General features: G+C 61.9%; 24 protein-coding genes and 1 pseudogene. 8 read left to right on the forward strand and 17 right to left on the reverse strand.

Annotated elements, in window-relative coordinates; genetic code table 11:
- Positions 1-71 precede the first annotated feature (71 nt).
- Positions 72-410: a ferredoxin FdxA gene (fdxA, locus tag ACYU81_RS01950; protein ID WP_097091262.1), complete on the forward strand. Its 339-nt coding sequence runs from the start codon at positions 72-74 to the stop codon at positions 408-410.
- Between the two features lie 321 nt (positions 411-731).
- Entirely contained in the window at positions 732-1259 is a 528-nt protein-coding gene (locus ACYU81_RS01955; RefSeq protein WP_097091261.1) for a CarD family transcriptional regulator, read from the forward strand.
- Between the two features lie 121 nt (positions 1260-1380).
- Here the strand turns inward: ACYU81_RS01955 and ACYU81_RS01960 are convergent, their stop codons facing one another.
- From ACYU81_RS01960 to ACYU81_RS01995, 8 genes are all read right to left on the reverse strand, one after another.
- Entirely contained in the window at positions 1381-1620 is a 240-nt protein-coding gene (locus ACYU81_RS01960) for a hypothetical protein (protein WP_460986105.1), read from the reverse strand.
- A 296-nt stretch (positions 1621-1916) separates the two neighbouring features.
- Positions 1917-2414 (reverse strand): asparaginase domain-containing protein, encoded by a 498-nt coding sequence (locus tag ACYU81_RS01965; RefSeq protein ID WP_460986106.1) that lies wholly within the window; start codon positions 2412-2414, stop codon positions 1917-1919.
- A 66-nt stretch (positions 2415-2480) separates the two neighbouring features.
- A complete protein-coding gene (gene proC, locus ACYU81_RS01970) occupies positions 2481-3293 on the reverse strand; it encodes a pyrroline-5-carboxylate reductase (RefSeq protein ID WP_460986107.1) in 813 nt (270 codons plus the stop codon).
- Between the two features lie 9 nt (positions 3294-3302).
- Positions 3303-3809 (reverse strand): type III secretion system chaperone family protein, encoded by a 507-nt coding sequence (locus ACYU81_RS01975; RefSeq protein ID WP_196224098.1) that lies wholly within the window; start codon positions 3807-3809, stop codon positions 3303-3305.
- A gap of 108 nt (positions 3810-3917) precedes the next feature.
- A complete protein-coding gene (locus tag ACYU81_RS01980) occupies positions 3918-4217 on the reverse strand; it encodes an accessory factor UbiK family protein (protein ID WP_460988092.1) in 300 nt (99 codons plus the stop codon).
- Positions 4218-4267: 50 nt separating this feature from the next.
- Complete coding sequence (locus tag ACYU81_RS01985) at positions 4268-4816, reverse strand: TspO/MBR family protein (RefSeq protein WP_460988093.1); 549 nt, start codon at positions 4814-4816, stop codon at positions 4268-4270.
- A gap of 178 nt (positions 4817-4994) precedes the next feature.
- Positions 4995-5732: a TlyA family RNA methyltransferase gene (locus tag ACYU81_RS01990; RefSeq protein ID WP_460986108.1), complete on the reverse strand. Its 738-nt coding sequence runs from the start codon at positions 5730-5732 to the stop codon at positions 4995-4997.
- The gene (locus ACYU81_RS01995; RefSeq protein WP_460986109.1) at positions 5732-7753 is read right to left on the reverse strand and encodes a protein-disulfide reductase DsbD family protein; all 2022 of its coding nucleotides are present in this window, start codon (positions 7751-7753) and stop codon (positions 5732-5734) included. Before ACYU81_RS01995 ends, ACYU81_RS01990 begins: the two co-directional genes overlap by 1 nt.
- A gap of 78 nt (positions 7754-7831) precedes the next feature.
- Here ACYU81_RS01995 and ACYU81_RS02000 point away from each other — a divergent pair, with 78 nt between their 5' ends.
- Positions 7832-9478: an alkaline phosphatase family protein gene (locus ACYU81_RS02000; RefSeq protein ID WP_460986111.1), complete on the forward strand. Its 1647-nt coding sequence runs from the start codon at positions 7832-7834 to the stop codon at positions 9476-9478.
- A 2-nt stretch (positions 9479-9480) separates the two neighbouring features.
- On the opposite strand, the gene epsC is transcribed toward ACYU81_RS02000, so the two are convergent.
- The 8 genes from epsC to ACYU81_RS02040 form a co-directional block, all read right to left on the reverse strand.
- Complete coding sequence (epsC, locus tag ACYU81_RS02005; protein WP_460986112.1) at positions 9481-10491, reverse strand: serine O-acetyltransferase EpsC; 1011 nt, start codon at positions 10489-10491, stop codon at positions 9481-9483.
- 111 nt (positions 10492-10602) lie between these two features.
- A complete protein-coding gene (locus ACYU81_RS02010) occupies positions 10603-11925 on the reverse strand; it encodes an ATP-binding protein (protein ID WP_460986114.1) in 1323 nt (440 codons plus the stop codon).
- An 8-nt stretch (positions 11926-11933) separates the two neighbouring features.
- Complete coding sequence (locus ACYU81_RS02015; RefSeq protein WP_449474649.1) at positions 11934-12644, reverse strand: response regulator; 711 nt, start codon at positions 12642-12644, stop codon at positions 11934-11936.
- 194 nt (positions 12645-12838) lie between these two features.
- Positions 12839-13690 carry a TorF family putative porin gene (locus ACYU81_RS02020; RefSeq protein ID WP_460986115.1) on the reverse strand — a complete coding sequence of 284 codons (852 nt, stop codon included), beginning with the start codon at positions 13688-13690 and terminating at the stop codon, positions 12839-12841.
- A gap of 289 nt (positions 13691-13979) precedes the next feature.
- Entirely contained in the window at positions 13980-15476 is a 1497-nt protein-coding gene (locus ACYU81_RS02025) for a SulP family inorganic anion transporter (protein WP_449473374.1), read from the reverse strand.
- A 5-nt stretch (positions 15477-15481) separates the two neighbouring features.
- Entirely contained in the window at positions 15482-16180 is a 699-nt protein-coding gene (locus tag ACYU81_RS02030; RefSeq protein WP_460986116.1) for a carbonic anhydrase, read from the reverse strand.
- A 130-nt stretch (positions 16181-16310) separates the two neighbouring features.
- Complete coding sequence (locus ACYU81_RS02035; RefSeq protein WP_460986117.1) at positions 16311-17021, reverse strand: response regulator transcription factor; 711 nt, start codon at positions 17019-17021, stop codon at positions 16311-16313.
- Positions 17018-17455 (reverse strand): hypothetical protein, encoded by a 438-nt coding sequence (locus ACYU81_RS02040; RefSeq protein ID WP_460986118.1) that lies wholly within the window; start codon positions 17453-17455, stop codon positions 17018-17020. Before ACYU81_RS02040 ends, ACYU81_RS02035 begins: the two co-directional genes overlap by 4 nt.
- A 251-nt stretch (positions 17456-17706) precedes the next feature.
- Between ACYU81_RS02040 and ACYU81_RS02045 the strand changes: the two genes are divergently transcribed.
- Positions 17707-18807, forward strand: coding sequence for a glycosyltransferase family 4 protein (locus ACYU81_RS02045; RefSeq protein WP_460986119.1), 1101 nt, complete (start codon positions 17707-17709; stop codon positions 18805-18807).
- Between the two features lie 10 nt (positions 18808-18817).
- The gene (locus ACYU81_RS02050) at positions 18818-21037 is read left to right on the forward strand and encodes an amylo-alpha-1,6-glucosidase (protein ID WP_460986120.1); all 2220 of its coding nucleotides are present in this window, start codon (positions 18818-18820) and stop codon (positions 21035-21037) included.
- Between the two features lie 184 nt (positions 21038-21221).
- On the opposite strand, the gene ACYU81_RS02055 is transcribed toward ACYU81_RS02050, so the two are convergent.
- Positions 21222-21614 carry a hypothetical protein gene (locus ACYU81_RS02055; RefSeq protein ID WP_460986121.1) on the reverse strand — a complete coding sequence of 131 codons (393 nt, stop codon included), beginning with the start codon at positions 21612-21614 and terminating at the stop codon, positions 21222-21224.
- Here ACYU81_RS02055 and ACYU81_RS02060 point away from each other — a divergent pair.
- The 3 genes and pseudogenes from ACYU81_RS02060 to ACYU81_RS02070 all read left to right on the forward strand — a co-directional run.
- A pseudogene (locus tag ACYU81_RS02060) lies at positions 21550-21966 on the forward strand (IS630 family transposase); the annotation flags it as partial. The gene ACYU81_RS02055 and the pseudogene ACYU81_RS02060 sit on opposite strands and share 65 nt — an antisense overlap.
- 587 nt (positions 21967-22553) lie before the next feature.
- Positions 22554-23444: a LysR family transcriptional regulator gene (locus ACYU81_RS02065; protein WP_460986122.1), complete on the forward strand. Its 891-nt coding sequence runs from the start codon at positions 22554-22556 to the stop codon at positions 23442-23444.
- A gap of 90 nt (positions 23445-23534) precedes the next feature.
- The gene (locus ACYU81_RS02070) at positions 23535-24764 is read left to right on the forward strand and encodes an amidohydrolase family protein (protein ID WP_460986123.1); all 1230 of its coding nucleotides are present in this window, start codon (positions 23535-23537) and stop codon (positions 24762-24764) included.
- Positions 24765-24777 lie beyond the last annotated feature (13 nt).

The raw sequence follows: 24777 nt of genomic DNA on the forward strand, positions 1-24777 counted from the left end.
TCCTCATTGACCTTCGCGCGCGCCGGGCATAGCAGGGCCGCCGCTGTCGAACCCCTATAGAGTGCTGATCCATGACCTATGTCGTGACCGACAACTGCATCCGCTGCAAATATATGGATTGCGTCGAGGTCTGCCCCGTCGACTGTTTCTACGAGGGCGAGAACATGTTGGTCATCAATCCCAACGAATGCATCGATTGCGGCGTGTGCGAACCTGAATGCCCTGCCGAAGCCATTCTGCCCGATACGGAGAATGGTTTGGAGAAGTGGCTGGAGCTCAACACCAAATTCTCGGCTGAATGGCCCAACATCACCGTCAAGGGCGACGCCCCTGCCGACGCTGATGAGATGAAGGGCATCGAGAACAAGCTGGAGAAGTTCTTCTCGCCCGAACCCGGCTCTGGCAGCTGATCGGACGCTTCGGCGACGAGCGGGACGGCGTGTCCAGACGCTGAAAGTCCATCGTTTCCGATCATCATATTGATACCAGATCGTCCTTGACGAACTACCCCTAGCGTTTCGGCATGAGGCTCACTCCCGGATTTTGCGTCTGGGGGTGGCAATTTTGTTACGAATCTGCTAAATAAGGGTCAAGAGGCGGAAACGGTCGCATTCCGTCCTGGAGTATTTGCTCATGTCCTGACGGTGGCGCCGTGGAATCCTCGGCTTGTGCTACTCTGCGCATCTGTGACGCGGCGATATCCGTCCCCGGTAGAATTAGAAAGGTTTCAAATGGCTGCCAAGGCGCTGTCCTTTGACGTTGGTGATTATGTTGTTTACCCCAAACACGGTGTTGGCCGGGTGGTCGAGCTGCAAAAGGAGCAGATCGCGGGCATGGAATTGGAGCTTTACGTGCTCCGGTTCGAAAAGGAGCGCATGACGCTCCGCGTGCCGACCAACAAGGCCGAAGGCGTCGGCATGCGCAAGCTGTCGTCGAACAAAACCCTGGAAGAGGCCATCGAAACGCTGAAGGGCAAGCCGAAGGTCAAGCGCACCATGTGGTCGCGCCGCGCGCAGGAATATGAAGCGAAGATCAATTCGGGCGACCTGGTGTCGATCGCCGAGGTGACTCGCGACCTGTTCCGCGCTGACGATCAGCCCGAGCAGAGCTATTCCGAACGGCAGATCTTCGAGGCCGCATCCAGCCGTCTCGCTCGCGAACTCGCCGCAATGGAAGAAACGGATGAGCCCAGCGCACTCAAGAAGATCCTGCGCATCCTGAATGAAGCCGCACCGAAATATGCCAAGGTGGAAGGCTGATCTGAATTCAACCGAGCCGACAACGGCAGGTAAATGGATTTAGAAAGGGCGCTCCGATTGGGAGCGCCCTTTTTTATGCATGCCACGTCCGGGCGACAGCTTTTGCGAAAGCCGTTCCTGCTTATTCACCCTTCGCGCTGTCGGCTGCGTCCTTTGCAGCGCTTCCAACATCGCTCGCCGCTTGGCCGACCTGCGTGGCAGCGCTCTCAACCGCGCTATCCTTGCGCGTCTGGCTACTGATCAGGAAAAAGGCGGCAATCGCCACCACCACTACCAGCAACAGCACCGCAATCGCCGTGCCGCCACCGCTGCGCCGTTCAACTATCGTCGTCGTCGCTGGACGCTCCTGATAATCAGCCATGGATATCCTCCTCATCGTTACGCCACCCGCACGAATAATGCGCAATGGCGGAGGCGGTTCCTGCATCATCCTCAGCCGGCACGACGACAGTCTATTCTCGCGCAGAGCCCGCAGAAGGCGCAGAGAAAAATCTGCATTCCCGCGCGCGCTCTGCGCGAACGATATTCACGCGGAGGCGCGGAGACGCGAAGATGAAATTAAAACAACGGCTTTACTCCAGCGCCCATCCCTCCTGATACGGTAAGCGCCCGCAGCACTAGCGGAAGGCACCGCAAAGCTGATGCCGATGTCGATGCTTATCGCGGGACAAACGCGCCTTTTGCTCGATCCTTGACGACCTGATCCGCCCGAAACACCGATCCGCTCATGCTGATGTAGACACCAGGATCGGCAATCTGAGCCGTCGCGAACGCCATGCCGAGATTGAAGCTCGCGTCGCTTTGACCAAAGCGCGCAGGGGCGAGAGCGCCGACAAGCACGATCGTCTTGCCCTTCATGCCCTCAAGCGCCTTGGCTGTGTCCGTCATGGTATCCGTGCCATGAGTGATGACAATATGGCTTTCCGCCGCTGAAAGAACACGCTCGCGGATCAGCGCCCGGTCGGCATCATCCAGTTCCAGACTATCCTTGCGCGTCACCTCTTCTATGCGAAAGGGACGCTTCACCCCGCCTATCTGCAACAGTTTCGCGACGACGCTTTCACCAACCTTATAATCCGACAAAGCATCGAAATAGATTTTGTCGATCGTCCCGCCTGTGGTGAGAACCAGGATCGGCGTATTCACAGCCAGCATGGCGAACTCCCAACTCAGGCAGGTGCATTCAGTCTAAACGCGCCGCCATCGGATCGGAACCGCGGATCAGCGCGCGCGGGCGATTTCCTCGCCACGGTCGCGAGCGGCAGCCAAGGTATCGGTAAGGAGATTCAACAGCCGGTCGTTCGCGTCGAGAACATTCAATCCTTCGCGCGTCATGCCGCCGGGGCTTGCGACGCGGTCGGCCAATATCGCGGGGCGTTCGCTTGCCTGCGCGGCAAGACTGGCAGAACCTTGGACGGTGGCAAGCGCCATCCGTGCGGCCTGGTCTGCTGAAAGTCCGATCGCTTCTCCCGCGCGCGCGAACGCATCGATGAAGCGGAACAAGAAGGCGGGTCCACAGCCTGACAGGGCGGTCAACGCGTTGAACTGGCCTTCGTCTTCGATCCACTCGGCCGTACCTAATGGCGTAATGAGCGCATCCACTTCGCTGCGGATTGAGTGGGACACCTTGCCGTCGGCGTACAGTCCAATGACGCCCTGCCCCAAGGCGACAGGCAGGTTAGGCATCGCCCGGACGATGTCCTGGGCCACCGGGAAACGCTTACGCAGATCCGCAACCGGCGTTCCGGCCAATATCGAGACAATGCGCGTATCGGCCGCGCAAAGCGGCGCAAGCGAGGCTGCTACATCGTCAAGCTGATAGGGCTTCATTCCCAACAGTATTGTCGCATGCGCGGGCAGCGAGGCCGGATAGTCTGTCACCACCCGCACCCCGTCCGCGACGGCTCGGCCGCTCGGGCGCAACACGGTAACGCTGGCCGGATCAAGACCGCATGCCAACCAACGGGCAAGCATTTGCCCGGCCATATTGCCGCAGCCAACCATGAACAGGTGCGCGGGCCAAGCTTGCGTCATGGACAATCCTCAGGCTTCGCCGCGCGTCTCGATCAGGCTGGCGGAAATCGCCTCCGTCGGGCTCTTGCCGCCCCACAGGACGAACTGGAACACCGGGTAGAAACGCTCGCATTCGTCGATCGCGGTTTCGACCAGTATCTGCGCCTGATCCAGCGTCAACACGCCTCCCGCGCCCAGCAGAGCGCCGTGCCGGAACAGCACGATGCCACTGGAAGACCAAAGCTCGAAATGTCCGAGCCAAAGCTGCTCATTGATCAGGCCCAGCGTTTCGTAAATCGTCGCCCGCTTCTCCTCCGTCACGCGGATGTCGGGCAGGGCGAGCAGTTGCAGCACCTGATCTTCGTCGCGCCAGATGCCGCGCAGCTCATATTGCGCCCAGCTACCCTGCGTGCTGGCGACGATTTCATCTTCGCCGACCTGATCGAAACTCCACCCATTTGCTTCGAAATAGGCGGCCAGCATATCGATCGGCGCGGCCTCTTGGCCGCCATTTTCAAATTCGTCGCTGTCCATCATTGGCTGGCCATAGAGCATTTCCCGGCGGCAAGGAAACCACCGACTGAGGGAAACGCATCAAAATAGGCGATCGTTGCAGAAAACCAACGGACAGGCGGCAAAGCCTGCTTATTCCGCGTCGCCTGCCTTTGGCTTGGGCGAGCGGACGGTCTTTGTCACTGGTTCACCCGACCGGCCTTCCAGCGCGTCGATCCGGGCCTTCAGCAATTCGACCTCTTCACGGGCCGCCGCCGCCAGCGCCTTCAGCGCATCAAATTCGTCGCGGCTGACGAAATCCACGCCGCCGATCCACTGCTTGGCCTTTTCCCGGGCGTTGGTTTCAAATTCCCGGCTCATGCCAGCGACTGTTCCCGCAGCGCCGTTCACCAGCTTGGCGAGGTCGTCGAAAAAGCGGTTTTCGCTCTGCATGGTCTGAATGTCCTTGTTTTGCTGGCGCGCGAATGTGCGCCACGATGATGTCATATTTGGGTCTTGAGCGCGGGCGCGACAAGGGTCTCAGCATCCGGGTTGAGGCGCCCGATCTCATAATTCAGCGCCGATGCAAAGCCCAGCCATGCCAGATAAGGCAGCAGCAGCAGCCCCGCGACCCGCCTGATGCGCCAGAACAGCCATGCGGTCACAGCCACGGCGACGAAAAGGACGATGATCAGCGCAAGCGCATTATCGACCTGATGCGCGCGGAAGAAAAGCGGCGACCAGACGAGGTTTAGCGCCAGCTGGATCAGGAACAGGATGATGGCCACCCCCCTGCCCCGCGCTCCCCGCGCATGAATGACGATGGCCAGGGCAAGCCCCATCAGGATGTAAAGGATCGTCCAGGCGACACCAAAAGCCCAGCCGGGCGGCATGAAGTCGGGCTTCACCAGCGCGTCGAACCAGCGATTGCCATATCCGCTATTGGCCAGCTTGCCCGACAGGAAGCCCAGGAACACGATCGCCGGAACCGTGACCAGCGCCCAGCGCAGATAGGCCAAACGCAACTGACCGGGGGACGCGATTTCATTCATCGTCGGCGCAGCTCCACTAATCCTCACTCGGCGGCCTCGGGCGAATCCTTCCGGGCCTTGTCAAGCCGCCAGTGACCGGTTTGCGGTGAAACACTTCATCCCGCAACCGCGAATAGAGGTGGAAGAACGGCATCTGTCACAAAATCAAACGCCTGCCTGAGAATGAGCAAGCCCACGCCTAGCCGTCCAGCCGCGCGCCGATCAGAAACTCGACATTGCCTTGGGGGCCGGTGATGGGGCTTGGCGTCACGCCCAGTACTGTCCAGCCCTTCACCGTCAGCCACTGGCTGACTTCCTCGCAGACGCGGGCATGGATGGCGGGATCGCGCACGACGCCGCCCTTCCCGACCTCTTCCCGACCAGCCTCGAACTGCGGCTTGATGAGGGCAACGAGATGCGCTCCGGCCCGGGCGAAATCCAACGGACGGTCGAGCACCTTCGCCAGCGATATGAAGCTGGCATCGCACACGATGATATCGACCGGCTCCGGCACATGTTCGGCGGTCAATATGCGCGCGCTCGTTTGCTCATGCACGATCACGCGCGGGTCGGATCGCAGCTTCCAGGCAAGCTGGTTCGTCCCGCTGTCCACGGCGTAGACCCGCGCCGCGCCGTTGGTCAGCAGCACATCGGTAAAGCCGCCGGTCGAACTCCCGACATCGATCGCGGTCATGCCAGTCACGTCCAGCGCGAAATGATCAATGCCGTGGGCCAGCTTTATGCCTCCACGCGACACCCACGGATGATCGCGACCCTTCACCTCCAGCGCGGCATCCTCCGCGACCTGCTGCCCCGCCTTCTCGATCTTCCTGTCGCCCAGAAAGACAAGGCCCGCGAGAATAAGCGCCTGCGCGCGCGCCCGGCTCTCGGCCAGCCCGCGATCGACCAGCAGCTGATCTGCCCGCAGCTTCGCCATCAGCGCACCAGCCCGGTCAGCGTGGACACCGTCAGCAACTGCGGCAGCACCTCGGCGGATTTTCCCGGAGCATACCAAAGGTAGAGCGGCACGCCCGATCGTCCCTGCGCTTCCAGAAAGCGTGTGATGGCCGGGTCCGCACTCGTCCAGTCACCGACCATCACCGTCACGCCAGCCTTGGCAAAGGCCTCCCGCGTGTCGGCCCGGTCGATGGCGGCAGCCTCATTGGCCTTGCAAGTCAGGCACCAGTCGGCGGTGAAGTAAAGGAATACCGGCTTTCCAGCGGCACGCAGCTCGGCCAGCCGCCCCTCGTCAAAAGCCATAGCGCCATCCTGAACCTGCGCAGCACCAGCCGTCCGCGCAGGCAGCATCACCATCCCTACGCCGAGCAGCAGCGCAGCACTCAGCATGACGATCAGCCCGCCCCGCTTGCCGCGATGCTGACGCTCCCCCAGCCACCATAGCAGCAGCGCCAGCAGCAACGCCGCGCCCAGACCGATCGTCATCCCCGGCACGCCGCGCTGTTGCCCCAGCAGCCAACCCAGCCCCAGCGCGGTCAGGAACATCGGGATCGACAATATTCGCTGGAAAGTCCCCATCCACGCCCCCGGCCGTGGCAAACGCCCCCGAAGCGCCGGCATATAGGCGAGCAACAGGAAAGGCAGCGCAAGACCCAGGCCCAACCCCGCAAAAACCGCAAGCGCCGCCCCAACAGGCAGCACCAGCGCCGCCCCCATCGCCACCCCCATGAACGGCCCGGTGCAAGGCGTGGCGACGAAAGCGACCAAAGCACCAGTCCAGAATGACCCCGCAACGCCCTTCTTCCCCGCCAGCTTCTCACCACCGCCAAATGCGCTCAGTTCAAACAACCCCGCAAGGTTGAAGGCGACCGCCGTTACCAGCAGCAGCAGCAGCAAAATGACGCGCGGGTCCTGCAACTGAAACGCCCAGCCCACAGCCACGCCCGCCGACCGGATCGCCAGCAGCACCCCGCCCAGCACCAAACAGGTGAGAATAACGCCAGCGCCATAGGCCAGCGCCTCCCGCCGCACCGTAGCCTCATCACCGCCCGCGCGCGCCAGCTTGAGCGCCTTCAGCCCCAATATCGGAAAGACGCACGGCATGATGTTGAGCAACAGCCCGCCCAATATCGCCCCGCCAAGCGCGATCAACGCCGTGCGCAGCAGGCTTGAACTCGCCCCAACAACCGCGCCGGGACGAGCAGTCAGCAGAAAGCCGACATGGTTGCCGGTGCGCAGGACCGCCTGAACGGCATTCCCTTTAAATCCCTGCCCGGCATCGGTTTCGATCAGTAGCCGGTCCCCCTGACGATGGACCGATTGAGGCGCGGCATAACGGACAACCCCTTCTTCCAGTGGAAAGAGATGCACGTCAGACGCCGCAGCTTCACCGGGAAAAGGGATCGACATCCGCAGCTTGCCATCAGCAATTGCGTAACTCGCCTCACTCCCAAGCGGGCGCGGCAAATGCGCCCGCCAGCGGTCGAACCGAGCCTGAATGGCGGGCGACACCACACCATCGCCCGCGACCAGATCCAGTGCGATATCGGCACTTTCAGGCACGCAAATCTTGTCTGTGCAGGCGAGCCACTCCGCCTTCCCACGGATCGGCAGACGCGTGCCCTTCGCCACCTCCGGCGAAATATTCACAGGCGCGAGGAGCGTGTAAGGCCCCTCATAAACATGGTTCATCAGCCCGGAAATGAGCAGCGTCTCGGGCACCGGATAGCGCAAAGCCCCAATGCTCACCCCTTTGGGCAGCACCCATTTCACGGTCATGCCCAGACCCGCATCACCCGGATTCTGCCAATAGCCGTGCCAACCAGCCTCTGGCGTCATCGCAAAAGCAATGCTGCTGGTCCGACCCGGAGCAGGCGTATCGCTTTCGGCGACCAACTGCGCGGCGATATGCGGCGCACCCGATCCGAATGCGCCCTGGGCGCTGGCAACAGGCGCGATAAACAGCGCCAGCGTCATCAGGAGGACATGGAAAATCCGCATCGGGCCTCTGTTCGCGTGGATCAGAGCGGGCTAGGTCGGCATGGTTGCGCCGTCAAGGCACAGAAGGGATCGTAAAAGATGTTCAGGAAGACGCTTCATATCCTCCTGCTGCTAGCGCCCTTGCCTGCGCTGGCCCAGCCTGCCGCGAACCCTGCCCCTTCCGATGCTCCGCCACGGCTCATCATCGCAATCTCGGTCGATCAGTTTTCGGCTGATCTGTTCAACGAATATCGCCCCTATTATAGCGGCGGCCTCAAGCGCCTGAGCGAGGGCGCCGTGTTTCCGCGCGGATATCAAAGCCATGCCGCAACCGAAACTTGCCCCGGCCACAGCACCATCCTGACCGGCAGCCGCCCGTCACGCACCGGCATCATCGCCAATAGCTGGATCGACCAGAACGCTGCCCGGCCCGATAAGACGATCTACTGCGCGGAGGATGAGAAGCAGCCGGATAGCAGCAGTTCCAAATATATCCCCTCCCCCGTCCATCTGCGCGTCCCCACGCTCGGCGAACGCATGAAGGCAACCAATCCCGCCGTCCGCAATGTGGCCATCGCCGGAAAGGATCGCGCGGCCATCATGATGGGCGGCGCAAAGGCGGATCAAGTCTGGTGGCTGGGGCCGAAGGGCTATGTCAGCTATCCCGGCACGCCAACGCCTCCGCTGGTCGCACGGGTGAACGCAGTGTTCGAACAGCGGCTCGCCCAGCCCAATGCCGGTTTTGACCTGCCCCCGCAATGCGCCGCCAAGGATTTTCCCGTAAGTGCTGGCACGCGGGTTGTCGGCACCGGCCGCTTCGCAAGGCCCGCCGGTCAATTCGGCGCATTCCGTGCCTCGCCCGAGCAGGATGCCATGACCCTGGCCTTCGCCGCTGCCGCCATCGAAAGCATGAGCCTTGGCAAACAGGCTCAAACCGACCTCATTTCCATCGGCCTTTCGGCGACCGACGTCATCGGCCACGCCTATGGCACGGAAGGCACCGAAAGCTGCATCCAGATCGATCGGCTGGACCGCGAACTGGGCGCTTTCTTCGACCGGCTCGACAAGCAGGGCATCGATTATGTCGTGATGCTCACCGCGGATCATGGCGGCCACGACCTACCGGAACGCCATCAGCAAAATGCGATGCCAATGGAGCAGCGCGTCGATCCGGCGCTCATGCCCCGCGCGCTTTCAGAAGCCGTGGCCTCCCGCACCGGCGTAAACGGCAAGGGCTTGATCCAGGGCGATGGCCCGTCGGGCGACCTTTATTTCGACCGCAATCTCACCCGCGCCCAACGCGCCAAGGTGGAAGCCGCCACACTCACACTGCTGCGCGCCCATCCGCAGGTCGAAACCGTCCTTACCAAGGCGCAGATCGCCGCAGCGCCGTCTCCTTCAGGTCCGCCGGAAAGCTGGAGCCTGCTTCAGGAAGTGCGAGCCAGCTTCGATTCCGAACGCTCGGGCGACCTCATCCTGCTGCTGAAACCGCGCATAACGCCCATCGCTGATCCTTCGCACGGCTATGTGGCCACGCATGGCTCACCGTGGGACACGGATCGGCGCGTTCCGCTCCTCTTCTGGCGCAAGGGCATACGGCATTTCGAACAGCCGCTCGGCGTCGAAACGGTCGACATCATGCCGACGTTGGCGGCCCTCATCCATCTGTCCGTGCCCCGTAATGAAATCGATGGCAGGTGCATCGACCTGCAAGCAGGCCAAGGCGACAGCTGCGCTGCAAACTGAGGTCAGATATTCTCCGCGAAGCCGTCGCGTTCCGCATCCATCAGGGAGTGAACGCGGTGCGGCGCGGACACTTCGATCCGGCTGGTCACCTCATATTGCGCCTTTGCCTGACGCACATTGCTGTTCGCGGGAACACTGTCGGTCAGCCAGACATTGCCGCCGATCACTGACCGGCTGCCTATGATGATGCGGCCCAAAATGGTGGCGCCCGCATAAATCACCACATCATCCTCGATGATCGGGTGCCGGGGGATAGCCTTGGCCAACGCGCCCCTCTCATCGGCAGGAAAGCTGCGCGCGCCCAGCGTTACGCCCTGATACAGCCGCACCCTGTCACCCACTATGGCCGTTTCGCCGATGACGACGCCGGTGCCATGATCGACGAAGAAGCTGCGACCGATCGTTGCCCCCGGATGAATGTCGATACCCGTGCGCGAATGGGCAATCTCGGAGATGATACGGGCGACCAGCGGCGCGCCCAGATCATAGAGGCGATGGGCAAGCCGATGGTGGATGATCGCCAGCATCGATGGATAGCAGATCAGCACCTCATCAACGCTGCGCGCGGCAGGATCGCCCAGAAATGCCGCTTCGACATCGGAATCGAGCATGTCGCGCAAGCCAGGCAGGCTTTGGGCAAAGTTGCCGATGATGCGCGCGGCTTCGCCATCGATTTCGGCTGGCGGCCTGCCATGCATGTTATAGAGAAGCTCAAGGCGTATCTGGCCGTAGAGGCGGCTGAGCGCCGTCTGCAACGTCTGCGCTACAAAGGCGTCTTCATTATGGGTGCGAATGAAGCTCGGACCAAGGCGCAACGGAAACAGCGCGCCGCATAGCGACGTCATGATCTTGGTGAGATTGGCCCGTGACGGAAAACCCTCCGCGCCATATTCGGCATGATGCTGCTGCGCCGCGCGCCAGCCTGTGCGAACCTTCCCAAGATCGCTCACCAGCCGATCCAGGTCCCAATAGCCTTCCAGAAGCTGATCTTCGCTTTCGCCTTCTGCGGTCATATGCGCCTCTTGTTCAACAGCAGCTGGCATAGACCGCCACCAGCCGATCCGGTAAACGAGTTTTGCTTGGCCTCGCGATGTTTCTTTTTAACCGGAAGCCTCGGCCCGGTTTCAGCGGATAGGGCCTGCACCAGCTATATGCAGGCGGATTTCCACACTCAACCCGCCTTCGAGCCGGTTTTCCAGAACTAGCCTACCGCCTTCCTGATCGACCGCCTTCGCCACGATCGCGAGGCCAAGTCCCAAGCCCCGAGTATAACGCCCCCGCGCCTCATCGAGTCTGAAAAAGGGCTTCAACACCTCCTCCAGCTTGTCCTCCGGGATGCCCGGACCATCATCCTCCACCCGGATCAGCGCCTCCCCGTCACGGCGCTCGACGCTGACATAGGCCCGCTGGCCATAATGGAGCGCGTTTTCGACCAGATTGATGACCGCGCGGCGCAACAGCATCGGCCGCACATCCATTTCCAGATGATCCGGCCCCTCATAGCTTACATCGGCCCCCTGATCCTGAAAGCTATCGACCACCGTCGCCACCGTGACCGCAATGTCCGCCCGCACAGGTGGCTCGCCATTCTTTTCGCCGCCGAGGAAGGCGAGCAGCGATTCGATCATCGCCCCCATTTCCCCAAGGTCCCCGGCCATCGCATCGCGCGCTTCCGCGTCGCGGATTCCCTCCAGCCGAAGCTGCAAGCGGGCCAGTGGCGTGCGCAAGTCGTGCCCAACGGCGGCCAACGTTTCGGTACGCTCGGTGATCAGGCGATGTATACGCGTCTGCATCGCATTGAACGCCCGGATCAGGTCCCGCACATCGCTGGTCCCGCTTTCCGCGACGACGACCTCATCGCTGAGGCCAATATGCTCGGTCGCCTTGGTCAGGTCCTTGAGCGGCGCCAGCGTCCGCCGGATCAGCATGCCGCCCGCCACCATCAGCGCCGCAAGCGGGATGAGCGCCAGCCCCATCCGCCCGATGGTAAAGGTCCACTGCCCCCCGCTATGCCGCATGCCGAAATAGAGCCAGCTGCGATCGGGCAACTGCAAGCCGCCATTGATCTGCGACACTCGCCCGCCGGGCGACGCAAGGCGCAGCCAGAGACCCGACTGTTCCAGGCTCGGCTCCCAGGCAATGATCTGCCGGCGCATCCGCTCCAACTCCGGCGCCAATGAAGGCGGCGGCGGCGACGCTGGGGTCCAGTGAATATCATAGCGGTCGGTGGTAAGCTGGATCGCCATCGCATGCCGGTCGTTCGGCGGCTGCTCCGTCACCAGCTTGCGCGCGATCACCAGATGCTCGGCCAACCGCCGCGCCTCGTCATCCTGTAAGGATAGATGGCCAGCCCGCTCGTAGATCAGCGTACCGACCGCAAATTCCAGCGTAAGAGCCAGCAGCAGGATCGCCAGCAGCCGCCCCACCAGACCCAGCGACCGGCTCATATGCAAGCTCAAGCCCGGCTGACTTCCGCGTTGAACATGTAACCCACGCCGCGCACCGTGGTGATCGGCGCCGCCGCGCCTTCGGTCGATAGCTTGCGCCGCAACCGGCTGACCAGCACATCGATGCTGCGGTCGGAGCTGTCACCCATGCGCGTGCGCGACAATTCGATCAGCCGCTCACGCGCGATGACGCGCTGCGGATGACTGAGGAAGGAACCGAGCAGGTCGAACTCCGCGCCCGTCAGGTCAACGATCGCACCAGTTGGGGAGCGCAGTTCCCGGCGCGGGAAGTTGACGACCCAGCCGTCGAACCGCGCCTCATTCTCCCGATGTTCGTCGGGTCCACGCTCCACGCCCACGCGGCGCAGGATCGCCCGGATCCGCGCGATCAGTTCGCGTGTGCCGAACGGCTTGGGCAGATAATCGTCCGCGCCCAGCTCCAGGCCCACGATCCGATCGGTCTCGCTGCCCTTCGCGCTGATGAAGATGATCGGGACGTCGCTCTTGCGCCGGATCTGGCGGCACAGGTCGATGCCGTTGGTGCCCGGGAGCATGACATCCAGCACGACCAGATCGACCGGTCCTGCGTCAAAGGCCACCCACATTTCCGGCCCCGAAGAGGCCGGACGCACCTGATACCCATGTTCCTGAAGAGCGCGCGCGGTCAGCGTGCGCAGCGGCGGATCGTCCTCGACAAGTATGATCGTGGGGGCGGTCATGCCGGAAATGTTGCGCAACTAAAACGGCTCATAGCGCCTGAAGTAGGGGCGACCACCGACAGGGTCAACCGGACGTTACCGCAGAAACCCTCGGAAACAGGTCCAGCAACAATTTGTCATGACAGGGACAATTTCGCCGCCATGACGAGCAAGAATGCCATGCCGGGCCTCGTGAAAGGCCCGGCATGATTTCGTCAGAAAGCAGCCGAAACCGAGAATACCACCTGACTGCGAGCGATCGACTTGCCGAAATTGTCACCGTCCTGAACCATGAAGTTGGGGCGGATGTAGGTTTCGTCCGAACGCTTGATGTCGGTATCGACATAGGCGACGCCCAGGGTCAGCGGCGTGCCGGGGATCGCGACGTCCGCGCCGACCAGCCAGTCGAGATACTTGCCCGTGGGCGCGATCGACGTGCCGTTGGGGCCAAGGCCGGGGTTACCGTCTGAATAGCCCAGATGCGCCTTCAGCGTAACCGGCGTGCCCGGCACTGCGCCGCTTACGTCACCCCAGATGTACAGATTGTCTTCCTTGTCGCCCGGATCAGCGACAGTGCATGCCGCGTCGCTGCACCAGTTGCCCAGAGCCTGCTGCTTGGGTGCATAGGCGACACCGAGCAGACCCTTGACCGGGCCGAGCTGGCTCGAAAGCTTCACATAAGGCTCAGCGAAGTCGGTCTTGTCCGCGCCCGACGGGTACATGTACCAAGTCAGGCCGACGTCCAGCGTCGCGCTGCCCAGCGGGATGGCATAGCCAGCGAACAGATCGAGTTCCATGTTGGAACCGCCGAACTGGCCCCAGCCAGAAAGGTTCGAAGCCCAGGTGCCGACATAGGCGCCGCTTTCATGGGTGGCTGTGATGCCGCCCTGAATGGCCATGCCCTTGTCGCTCTGCGACACGCCACGGAAGCGATAATCGGAAACCAGCGCAACGCTGCCCGAAACGGTGACGGGACCTTCGGCCTCTTCCTGAGCGAAGGCCGGAGCGCTCGACAACAGGGCAAGAGCCGCACAGGCCATCTGCAACTTAGCGATTTTCATGAACATTCCCCTTTTTCGGTAAGAATGTTCCGTCCTGCGTCCGCGCTGGCCCAAAGGTCTGAATGCCCCGGATCCCGGCGGATTGACAGCAGGCTAGGGCGCGCCCGGATGAAGGGGAATGGACTTTTACCGCAAGTGCGAAGGTGACATTCAGGTCGTGCCATCAAAGGCACGGTTATTTGCTGATGGCGTTCCAAAAATGTCTATTTGATTTCCTGATCACATCCAGACATGAAAAAGCCGCCGCACCTGGAAGGGGTGCGGCGGCTAACGACGCCTGATGGAGGGGGTAGGTTCAGGCGGCGAGGTTACGTAGGCGTCCGGTTGCGCCCGCCAGTTCGACGCTGGCTCCGGTGCCACGGCGGCGGTCCATCCATTCCCGCACCATTTCGGCGCAGGTATGATCGATATGGAGCAGCCGCTCGACGTTCAGGATGACTGGACGTTCGGCGGGAACCGACTCCAGCTTTGCGGACAATTTGGGAAGTGTCAGGAAAGTGGCCGTGCCATGCAGGGCCAATTCATGCGCGTCATCCCGCCGGTCCTCATCCATGCCCAGCCGCAAACGGCGCGCATGGGGCAGCAGCTCAAGCAGCGACAGACCAATACCCACCAGCACGCCCGTCAGCAGGTCCATCGTGACCACCATGATCAGCGTCACCGCCCACACCACGGCGGGCAGCGGGCCATAACGGTGAAGCAAGTGCTTCACATGGTCCAGGCTGACCAATCGAACGCCGGTCACGACCAGGATGCCTGCCAGCGCCGCCATCGGAATCTCACGCAGCAACCAGGGCAGCAACGCCACAAAGCCGAGTATCCAGATGCCGTGCAGGACAGCGGACATGCGGGTCTTGGCACCCGCCTGGACGTTGGCGGAACTGCGGACGATAACGCCGGTCATCGGCAAAGCGCCCGCAACGCCGCACAGCAGATTGCCTACGCCCTGCGCGCTCAATTCGCGATTATAGTTGGTCCGTACGCCATCATGCATCCGGTCCACCGCAGCGGCCGACAGCAATGTTTCAGCGCTGGCGATGAACGCGATCGCGATGGCGGTCGTGATGACCGTCGGGTTCATCAACTGCTGAAACAGCCCTTCGCCCGGCAATGTCACCGCTGCGACGATCGATTCCGGCACTACGACGCGCGCCACCGGCAGACTGAACAGAAACGCCACCAGCGTGGCCAAAACCACGCCGACAAGGGCGCCGGGCAGCAGCTTCATCGAGGCCGGGCGGATCTTTTCCCAACCCAGCATGCCGCCGATGGTGACCAGACCCACGGCAAAGGCCGTTGCTGCGTCCTGATTGCTTAGGCCGAAAAGCTGGCCCGGCATCGCGATCAGGTTCGCAAGGCCGCTGGACAGCGGCTTGTCATCGAACAGGACATGGAACTGCCCTACGACGATCAGCACGCCGATACCCGCAAGCATGCCGTGGACGACGGCGGGCGAAATGGCGCGAAACCAGCCCCCGACCCTCATCAATCCGGCGATGACCTGAATCGCACCGGCAAGGATCAGGATCGGTCCCAGCGCGGACAGGCCCTGCTCGCGCACGATTTCAAAGACGATGACGGCAAGGCCCGCCGCCGGGCCACTGACCTGCAAGGGAGAACCGGCCAGCAGGCCGACGACGATGCCGCCAATGATGCCTGTGATCAGCCCCTTCTCCGGCGGCACGCCGGAGGCGACCGCGATGCCCATGCAGAGGGGCATCGCGACGAGGAACACGACGATGGATGCGGTGAAGTCGCGGCTGAACGTGCCGCCGGAAAGAGCCTTCAGCATGAGGCTTACTCCGCGGCCATGGCGATGCTGGTTTCACCAGCAAGGCGCCGCGCCTGCGCCTGTGCGACAGGAAGCGGATCGCCTTCGCGCATGGGCATGAACCGGCCGGTTTCCCCGTCGAGCCCAAGAACCTGGCCCGCATGAATATCGACATACCAGCCGTGCAGCGCGATTTCCCCACGCGCCACGCCCGCCGCCACCGACGGATGGGTGCGCAGGTGGTTCAACTGCACCACGACATTTTCCAGCGCCATGTTGCGCAGTTTTTCCGCGTCGCTCAGATCGGACGGATAATTCTCGCGGCACACCTTTTGCGCGGCATGTGAGTGACGCAGCCATGCGGCAACATTGGGCATAGACGTCAGGTCGGCATCCGTTGCCAGCGCCTTCATCGCGCCGCAATCGCTGTGCCCGCACACGATGATGTCGCGCACGCCCAGAACCATGACGGCATATTCGACCGTCGCGGTGACGCCGCCCAACTGGCTGGCGTGCGGGGGCACGATATTGCCCGCATTGCGGCATACGAACAGATCGCCGGGATCGGCCTGCATGATATGTTCCGGCACGATGCGGGAGTCGGCGCAGGAAATCATCAGCGCCTTGGGGCTTTGTCCGTGATTGGCAAGCTGGTTATAAAGCGTGCTCTTGTCCGGAAAGACTTTGCTTTCGAAACTGAAGACGCGACCGATAAGCTCGTTCATGGCTTCTATCCTTCTTTTTGGTTGCCGATCAGGGGGGGGGGCGGATCGGCGCTATTTGAAGGATAGGTACTTGCCTTTGCTGCGTCGCAGCGGCTTTGTTAAATAGTGTGTCTGACTGGATTTTCTGTCGTCACTGCCGCTCGACAGCAGCGCTCAGCATATATCCCGCCCCCCGAACGGTGACGATCGGCGCGGCCCTGCCACCAACGCTCAGCTTCCGCCGGACCCGGCTGACCAGCACATCGATGCTGCGATCGGACGATGGCGCATCGCGCACACCGGCCAATTCCATGAGCCTGGCGCGCGGGATCACCGTCTGCGGATTTTCCAGCATGACCTGGAGCAGTGCGAATTCGGCGGCGGTAAGCTCAATCGGCTGGTCGGCCTCGTCCTTCACTTCACGCCGCGCGAAATCGACCTGCCACCCGTCGAACCGGGCGAGCGTACTGGCGCGCAGGCCGATCAGCCGCTCCTTTTTGCTGCGACGCAGCACCGCGCGAAGCCGGGCGGCCAGTTCACGGGTCGAATAGGGCTTGGACATATAATCGTCGGCGCCCAGTTCCAACCCCACCACCCGGTCGACCTCGCTGCCGCCCGCGCCGACCAATATGATCGGCACGTCGCTCCGTTCCCGGACGTCACGGCATAGGTCCATGCCATCGGGACCGCGCAGCGCCGCATCCAGCACCAGCACGCCCACAGGCGCGGTCTTGATCGCGTTCCAGATGTCGGATGCCGACGCCGCAGGCAGCGCGCGAAAACCGCTCTGCTCCAGATATTCGCGCACCTGCTGGCGCTGTTCGGGCTTTTCCTCGGCAATCAGGATCAGCGGTGAACTCATCCGCCCTTCACTGACAGGCTGCGAAGGCCATCAAGCTCACCCTGGATAACCGCGCTGTCACCCTGCGCCGCCGCCAGCGCCTCGCCAGCGCGCGCCCGTGCGTAGCGCCCGATTGCCGCGTCGATCTGGCCCCGCGCGCTTGCACAGTTCCCGGCGTAGCTACCCGATAGCGGGGTGAAGCGATGGATGGCCTTACCCATCGCGGCAATCGCATTGCCTTCTGCCGTCACCGAGCGGTTGACGCCCAGTTCGGCCTGCCAGCGGCAGACGGGCGTGGTCGGACGGTTGGCGAAACGCGATTCGACCTGTCGGACATGAACCGTCGATACCGTTTCGTAGCTCGTCCGATAGGCTGTGGACGCATGGTTGATGTCCGCACTGTGGACCGGAGCGACGACGGCCATGACGGCAGCGGAAGCGAAAATGGAAAGCATGCGAAGAAACTCCTTGGCATAGGAAGCGCTTGCCAAGGCATAGGCGGGGCAAATGTCTCTGAAATTTTCCAAATGTGACAAATTGTTGCTGCACACGCGGAAACGCTTCGGCGCGGCAAGGCATTTTTACGCGCCAAAATCCCTCATGCTTTGAACAGCGCATGCAACTCGCCCGGCGCTCAGGCTTTTAACCCTCGTCAACGGCCGCCCGCGCCTTTGGCGCCTTCATGGCCAATGATGAGGATTGCTGAATGAAAATCGCTCAAATCGCTCCCTTGGCCGAAAGCGTGCCGCCAAAGCTGTACGGCGGAACCGAGCGCATCGTTTCCTACCTGACCGAAGCGTTGGTCGACCAAGGACATGACGTGACATTGTTCGCCAGCGGCGATTCCGTCACTCGCGCGGAACTGGTGCCGGTTACCGACATGGCGCTCCGCCTCAACCCCCATGTTCGGGACGCCATTCCCTATCACATGATGCTGCTGGAAGCGGTGCGCCAGCGCGCCCATGAGTTCGATGCGCTACATTTCCACATCGATCTTGTTCACATGCCACTGGTGCAGGACATCGTCGGCCGATGCGTCACGACGCTGCACGGCCGTCTGGACCTGCCGGACCTGCGCCCTTTCTACCAGACTTTCCGCGATCACAGCCTGGTTTCCATTTCCGACCACCAACGGTTACCTATGCCGCCCGTGAACTGGGCAGGCACCGTCTATCACGGCCTTCCCGCCGGTCTGCTGCCGCCGAAAATCGACAGCGATGACGGCTATCTCGCCTTCCTCGGCCGGATATCACCGGAAAAGCGGCCCGACCGCGCCATTCGCATAGCCGCCCGTTCCGGGAGGCCGCTCAAGATCGCCGCCAAGATCGACAATGTGGACAAAGCATATTGGGAGGCGGAAATAGCGCCGCTTATCAACCTTCATCCCAACATTCATTTCGTCGGCGAAATCAATGAAGCGCAGAAGGCTGACTTCCTCGGCGGCGCCAGTGCCCTTCTGTTCCCGATAGACTGGCCCGAACCATTTGGTTTGGTGATGATCGAGGCAATGGCCTGCGCGACCCCGGTCATCGCCTTCCGCTGCGGATCGGTTCCCGAAATTATCGACCATGGCGTGTCGGGCTTCATCGTCGATACAGAGGATCAGGCCGTCGAAGCCGTTTCCCGGCTCGGCGAACTTGACCGTCGCGGGGTACGCGCCGCCTTTGACGCACGTTTCACGGCAGACCGGATGGCGGCCGACTATGTCTCGCTTTATCACGGCCTGCCTGGCGCGCGCACCGATGCCGCCCGGCTTCGTCGCGAGCGCGGCGATGAAGCGGAGCTTCACCTTCAGGTCGTCGGATAAGGAGAGTCGCATGACGGCGAGCCAGTTGCAGCCAGAAGCCTTGGCCACGGAACCGGCAAAGTCCCTGCCCCAGCAGCAGACCCAGTTCTTCATCCCGGCCACCGCTTCTCTACACGAACGGCGTCCGCGAACGCTGAAGCATGGCGACAGCTTCGCGGTCTTCGACCATAGCGGCGATGCGATTGCCGGACCGGGGAGTCCCGAAGGGCTTTACCACCGCGACACCCGGCACCTGTCGCACCTCTATATGACGATCAACGGACTCCGGCCCATATTGCTGAGTTCCGCATTGCGTGACGACAACGCAATGCTGACCTGCGACCTCACAAATCCCGATTTTTCAGGCGACGATGGCCGGGTCGCGGTGGAACATGACCTTATCCACCTGCGCCGCACGAGGTTCCTGTGGGACTCCGCCGTCCATGAGCGGATCACGATCCGCAACTTCGACACCGACGCCCGAACGGTGAAGGTGGAGATGAGCTTCGCTGCCGATTTTGCCGATCTGTTCGAGATCCGCGGCATGACGCGCCTACGTAAGGGGACGATGAAGCCCCCTGTCGTGGGAAGCGCCGATGTTCTCCTCGTCTATGAAGGCCGCGACGCCAAGACCCGCGAAACCCACCTCTGCTTTGATCCGGCGCCTCAAGAGCTCACCGAAAGCCATGCCATGTTCGAGGTCATGGTCCCGCCCGGCGAACGGCGCACCTTGTACATGCGCATTGCATGCGAGCGGGTCGAATTGACGCAAGAACCCTTCTCACGCCAGTTCCTCAAAACCCTTCGCGAATCCATGAAGTCGTTGAAACAGGCAAGGGCGCGCGGCGCGACCGTCCGCTCCTCGAACGCTCTTTTCGATGAGGTTACGCGCAGGTCCGTTGCGGATATCACCATGCTATCCACGGACACAGAATTTGGCCCCTATCCCTATGCGGGCATTCCCTGGTTCAGCACCGTGTTCGGCCGCGATGCCATCATCACCGCGCTGGAGACGCTTTGGTATGATCCCGCGATCAGCCGCGGCGTGCTCGGCTATCTGGCGAAGCATCAGGCCACTGCGTTCGACCCGGCAGCGGACGCGGAGCCGGGGAAAATCCTGCACGAAGTCCGCCATGGTGAAATGGCGGAACTGGGCGAAGTGCCGTTTCGCCATTATTATGGCAGCATCGATTCAACGCCGTTGTTCATCATGCTGGCTGGCGCTTATCTGGAACGAACAGGCGACCAGCCCTTCATCACCAGCCTGCTGCCGCATCTGGATGCAGCCCTCGAATGGGTCGATCAGTATGGCGACCGCGATGGGGACGGCTTCGTGGAATATGGGCGGCTCACCGATCAGGGCCTGACCAATCAGGGCTGGAAGGACAGCCATGACTCGATCTTCCACGAGGATGGCTCGATCGCGCGCGGCCCCATCGCGCTCGCGGAGGTCCAGGCCTATGTCTACGGCGCCTGGAGAGCCGCCGAGGCCATCCATCGGGCGATCGGCGATGCTCAACGCGAGTCAGACTACGGACTACGCGCCGACCATTTGCGCGACCATTTCGATGCGGCATTTTTCGACCCGCAACTTGGCACCTATGTGCTGGCGCTGGATGGAGAAAAAAAGCCCTGCCGCGTTCGTTCTTCCAATGCCGGGCATGTGCTGTTTACCGGCCTCGCGCTGGAAGAGCGCGTGGAATCGGTGGTGCGCACGCTGATGGCGCCAGCCTCTTTTTCCGGCTGGGGCGTCCGCACCATCGCATCGACGGAAGCGCGCTATAATCCGATGAGCTATCATAACGGCTCCATCTGGCCGCATGATAATGCCCTCATCGCGGCAGGCTTCTCCCGTTATGGCTATAAGCGGGAGGCAGCACAAATATTCGAAGGGCTCTTCGCGGCCGCCACTTATGTGGACCTCATGCGCCTGCCGGAACTTTTCTGCGGATTTCCCCGCCGCCGCGCGCAAGGGCCGACCTTCTATCCCGTGGCCTGTAGCCCCCAGGCATGGTCCGCCGCAGCGCCTCTGTCACTGATCCAGTCAAGCCTAGGTATCGGCTTCGATGTGGCAGGTCCTGAAATCTCCCTGCGAGAACCAGCCCTGCCGCGATTCCTCGACGAACTGCGGCTCTATGGCCTGCGCATTGGCGAAGCATCGATCGACATCGCCTTTGACCGGATGGGTGACAAGGTCGTGGTAAAGCCGCTCGACCGAACAGGCTCGGCGCGGGTGGTGACGATCGCTTGAGGCTTATGCCTGACGGCTCCGCGTCATCACAGGCTACTAAAAATGGTGCAGGACGCATTCCAGAGCGAACCCGTCTCTTCCCTGCATTTCCCTGATATTGCCGTGAACTGCATTTTCGTCTGGAAATTGTCGCCATTCATGCGAAGAAAATGGCGGAAATCTGCCGTTCTAAAGAGAGATTTTCCTAGTCTCGCCAGCAGGGATTCTCTCCTTCGATTGCAGGGAAAAGCGGCAAGTCAGCAGGGAAGCTCATATCGCCCGGCATGATCTGAAAAAAAATCGTGCCGGTGTCAAACGTTGGTAGGCGCGAAAGGTCAGGACGTGGTTCTGACGCTCTCCACCAAAGGAGAACGATTATGATGCAGCGCGCAACGCGCGTACCCACTCCAAGAAGCAGATCGGCCAGATCGCCAGGAGTATCAGGAAGTTCGGATTCACCAACCCGATACTGATCGACGAGGAGGATCGGATCATCGCCGGGCACGGCCGCGTCGAGGCGGCAAAGAGCCTCGGAACGCCGGGCCTCGGCCTGGATCTTTGGCGCCATCTGCCCGGCTGAAGGAAAGGCGGCCCGCATTGTCATGCCCCACTGCAACAGCGAGGCGATGGGCTTGCACCTGGAAGAGATCGCCTTCCATGTCGCGCCTGGCGCGCACGCCGTAATCCTGCTCCACCAGGCCGGATGGCACGGCTCGAATGATCTGATCATCCCCTCCAACATCACGCTGCTGCCGCTACCACCCCGCTGCCCCGAGCTGAACCCCGTCGAGAACCTGTGGCAGTTCATGCGCGATAACTGGCTGTCGAACCGCATCTATAAATCCTACGACGACATCGTCGAGCACTGCTGCCACGCCTGGAACAAGCTTGCTGACCAGCCATGGCGCATCATGTCGATCGGCCTGCGTCAGTGGGCGCATGGGTTCTGATCAATGCGCCTTGGTATTAGCCTCACAGGAGGAACCGCCCGAACCTCGCCGATTTGCCACGGGGTGACCGCTGACGAAATCGGCTTTCAGGCCCTTAACTTAATTTCTGCCCGCGATGCGAATGCACGGGTCGTCCCACCAAGATCTGATGGGAATATTGCGAGAGAGAGAGAGAGAGACTGGGGTGCTGCCCGAGAAGCCGTATGATGGTTTGATACGTACCGAAGCGTTGGCTTTGATGGACTAGTGGATTGAAAGAAATGATTTATTTTAATGACGAGCGTCGACCACAAGTGGAGTCGTGTCCAAAGGGTGGATCTCGCAGTCGTCGGTAATCGATCACACCGGTCCGGGGGGCTCGATCGGCGCTTCATCGAAATTGTAGGTAGCAAATAGCCCGCCAAACGCCACCAGGCGTTCGCAGATGCCTCTGGTGTATGATTTTTAGGTACCGCGTGATATCTGCCGTCCAATATTTGCCTTCACTTCATCTAGATAGATCGAATACGCTCGATCCGTGATCCGTACTCTTTTCGGAGGCCGAGTTAATCCAAGTTGTTGCTGTATTGGAGGGCTAGACGCTAAGCATGATTGATCCTCGCGCCCTTCGCACCTTCCTGGCCGTATGCCGGGCCAATTCGATCAGCGGAGGCGCCCGGCTGCTCAACATTTCACAACCATCCGTATCGATCACCATCGCCCAGCTGGAACAATCGATCGGCGCCACCCTGCTGGAACGATCGCGCGCAGGCATAGCGCTGACGGCGGAAGGCCGCGTGCTTCTTCGCCGCGCGCAGGCGATGGAGGGGTTGCTCAAGGACGCCGAGGAAGAGTTACGCCTCTCGCGGCAGGGTATCGCCGGGCCGCTGCGCGTCGGCGGCACGCCGGGCGCGTTGGTCAGCCTTCTGCCCGGGGCCGTCCGCTTTCTTGAGGAGGATGTTGGCAGCTTCGCGCTTCATGTCATCGAACGGCCCGATCCCGACCTCGCCACGCTCCTCCGCCAGGGCGACATCGAACTCGCCTTCGTCACCACCGGCATGGATACGCCGCCAGACGATCTGGACGAACTCACCTTTTCCCAGGATCCCTTTTCCCTGATCGTCGGGCGGGCCAACGAACATCTGCCGAGCGAAGTGTCGTTGAAGGACCTAGCCGATCTGCGCTGGGTGTTGCCCGAAGCACGCGGCGCATTCCGCAGGCAGGTCGATGCCCTGTTCCTCGCCGCCGACGCGCCGGTGCCCAACAGCAGCATCCGCTGCGACTCCCTGCTGACGACGAAGGCTATCGTGCGCAGCAGCAGCCGTGTCACCATCCTGCCCATGCAGGTCGCCGCTGCGGAACTGTCCATCGGCGTACTCCGCGCCATCGCCATTCGTGAGGCTGCTTTCCCCCGCAGCATTGGCATCCGCAAGTTGAAGGGCGCCCGCCTGTCCGGTCTGGGACAACGCCTGCTCGACTATTTCATCCATAGGCTCTGACTATGTTATTAGTAAAAATGATTATTTTTCCTACGGACGAATAAGGCGCATGTAAGCCCCGGCAAACAAAATATGCCGGGAGAGGACAAGATGCGGCAGCTGATCCACAACGTGCGCATTTTCGATGGCAGCGGCGCTGCCAGCGCACCGGGCGCCGTCCTGATCGATCAGGATCGCATCGCCGCCATCTTCCCCGCCGACGCTGACCTGCAGTCCATCGCCGCCGACATCCGCATCGATGGCCATGGCAACACGCTCATGCCCGGCCTGATCGATGCGCATTGCCACCTAACCTGGGGCAGCTCGGTCGAACATATCTACCACCAGTTCATCCTGCCGCCCGAAGAGCTCAAGACCGCCGCGTGGCGCAACTCCCGTGTCCTCCTCGATCATGGCTTCACCAGCGTCTATTCCGCAGGCGCGCTGGGCGAAGGCATAGAGCCCGAACTCGCCCGCGCCATCGCAGCAGGCGAGACTCCCGGTCCCCGCTTGATCCCCTCTACGCTGGAACGCAGCCCCGAAGGCGAAGAAGGCGTGGAGACGGGCGACGTCTTCAACGGCCGTGGCCCTGAAGCGATGCGCGCCTTCATGGACCATTGCCGCCACACGGGCGTCAAATCGGTAAAGCTCGTCATTTCCGGCGAAGATGCGCTGAAGCCCGGCTCGGCGCAGGACATCCTCTACACTGACGAGGAAATGCAGGCGGCTGGCGAAGCGGCCAAGGCGAACGGCCTCTGGATCGCCACCCACGCCTACACCCCGCGCGCCATCGACCTCGCGCTCGAAGCAGGCGCGCGCATCCTCTACCATTGCTCCTTCGCCGACGAAGCCGCGATCGATGCGCTCGCCGCGCACAAGGACGAGATTTTCTACGCCCCCGGCCCCGGCGTCTCAGTCGCAGCGCTGGAAGCAACGCCCCCACCCCATATCGACATGAGCGCGATGAAGGCCAGCGCCACCCAGCGCATGCAACTGGAAGCAAGCCTCGTCCCCGAACTCAAGCGACGCGGCGTGCGCATCCTGATCGGCGGCGACTATGGTTTCCCCTTCAATCCCCATGGCCGCAACGCCCGCGACCTCCAGCATTTCGTCGATTATTTCGGCTTCACGCCCGCCGAGGTCCTGAGCGCAGCAACCATGCTCGGCGGCCAGCTGATGGGCGAGCAGACCGGCCTCATCAAGCAAGGCTATCTCGCCGACCTTCTTCTGGTCGAAGGTGATCCCACGCAGGATGTCGCCATCCTTCAGGACCCCGCCCGTCTGCTGATGATCATGCAGGGTGGCCGTCTCCACAAGTCCGTCCAGCCCGTTTCCGCCTGAAAGAACTGACCCC

This window comes from Sphingobium sp. TomTYG75 (assembly GCF_054771635.1).

What these genes read in the sequence shown, in the direction of transcription:
- ACYU81_RS02050 (WP_460986120.1), top strand. Translation starts at nt 18,818, where the DNA reads ATGACGGCGAGCCAGTTGCAGCCAGAAGCCTTGGCCACGGAACCGGCA.
- ACYU81_RS01975 (WP_196224098.1), bottom strand. Translation starts at nt 3,809, where the DNA reads ATGATGGACAGCGACGAATTTGAAAATGGCGGCCAAGAGGCCGCGCCG.
- fdxA (WP_097091262.1), top strand. Translation starts at nt 72, where the DNA reads ATGACCTATGTCGTGACCGACAACTGCATCCGCTGCAAATATATGGAT.
- ACYU81_RS01995 (WP_460986109.1), bottom strand. Translation starts at nt 7,753, where the DNA reads ATGCGGATTTTCCATGTCCTCCTGATGACGCTGGCGCTGTTTATCGCG.
- epsC (WP_460986112.1), bottom strand. Translation starts at nt 10,491, where the DNA reads ATGACCGCAGAAGGCGAAAGCGAAGATCAGCTTCTGGAAGGCTATTGG.
- ACYU81_RS02045 (WP_460986119.1), top strand. Translation starts at nt 17,707, where the DNA reads ATGAAAATCGCTCAAATCGCTCCCTTGGCCGAAAGCGTGCCGCCAAAG.
- ACYU81_RS02000 (WP_460986111.1), top strand. Translation starts at nt 7,832, where the DNA reads ATGTTCAGGAAGACGCTTCATATCCTCCTGCTGCTAGCGCCCTTGCCT.
- ACYU81_RS02055 (WP_460986121.1), bottom strand. Translation starts at nt 21,614, where the DNA reads ATGCGGGCCGCCTTTCCTTCAGCCGGGCAGATGGCGCCAAAGATCCAG.
- ACYU81_RS01980 (WP_460988092.1), bottom strand. Translation starts at nt 4,217, where the DNA reads ATGCAGAGCGAAAACCGCTTTTTCGACGACCTCGCCAAGCTGGTGAAC.
- ACYU81_RS01965 (WP_460986106.1), bottom strand. Translation starts at nt 2,414, where the DNA reads ATGCTGGCTGTGAATACGCCGATCCTGGTTCTCACCACAGGCGGGACG.
- ACYU81_RS02020 (WP_460986115.1), bottom strand. Translation starts at nt 13,690, where the DNA reads ATGTTCATGAAAATCGCTAAGTTGCAGATGGCCTGTGCGGCTCTTGCC.
- ACYU81_RS02030 (WP_460986116.1), bottom strand. Translation starts at nt 16,180, where the DNA reads ATGAACGAGCTTATCGGTCGCGTCTTCAGTTTCGAAAGCAAAGTCTTT.
- ACYU81_RS02025 (WP_449473374.1), bottom strand. Translation starts at nt 15,476, where the DNA reads ATGCTGAAGGCTCTTTCCGGCGGCACGTTCAGCCGCGACTTCACCGCA.
- ACYU81_RS02010 (WP_460986114.1), bottom strand. Translation starts at nt 11,925, where the DNA reads ATGAGCCGGTCGCTGGGTCTGGTGGGGCGGCTGCTGGCGATCCTGCTG.
- ACYU81_RS02070 (WP_460986123.1), top strand. Translation starts at nt 23,535, where the DNA reads ATGCGGCAGCTGATCCACAACGTGCGCATTTTCGATGGCAGCGGCGCT.
- ACYU81_RS01990 (WP_460986108.1), bottom strand. Translation starts at nt 5,732, where the DNA reads ATGGCGAAGCTGCGGGCAGATCAGCTGCTGGTCGATCGCGGGCTGGCC.
- ACYU81_RS01960 (WP_460986105.1), bottom strand. Translation starts at nt 1,620, where the DNA reads ATGGCTGATTATCAGGAGCGTCCAGCGACGACGACGATAGTTGAACGG.
- ACYU81_RS01985 (WP_460988093.1), bottom strand. Translation starts at nt 4,816, where the DNA reads ATGAATGAAATCGCGTCCCCCGGTCAGTTGCGTTTGGCCTATCTGCGC.
- ACYU81_RS02065 (WP_460986122.1), top strand. Translation starts at nt 22,554, where the DNA reads ATGATTGATCCTCGCGCCCTTCGCACCTTCCTGGCCGTATGCCGGGCC.
- ACYU81_RS02040 (WP_460986118.1), bottom strand. Translation starts at nt 17,455, where the DNA reads ATGCTTTCCATTTTCGCTTCCGCTGCCGTCATGGCCGTCGTCGCTCCG.
- ACYU81_RS01955 (WP_097091261.1), top strand. Translation starts at nt 732, where the DNA reads ATGGCTGCCAAGGCGCTGTCCTTTGACGTTGGTGATTATGTTGTTTAC.
- proC (WP_460986107.1), bottom strand. Translation starts at nt 3,293, where the DNA reads ATGACGCAAGCTTGGCCCGCGCACCTGTTCATGGTTGGCTGCGGCAAT.
- ACYU81_RS02035 (WP_460986117.1), bottom strand. Translation starts at nt 17,021, where the DNA reads ATGAGTTCACCGCTGATCCTGATTGCCGAGGAAAAGCCCGAACAGCGC.
- ACYU81_RS02015 (WP_449474649.1), bottom strand. Translation starts at nt 12,644, where the DNA reads ATGACCGCCCCCACGATCATACTTGTCGAGGACGATCCGCCGCTGCGC.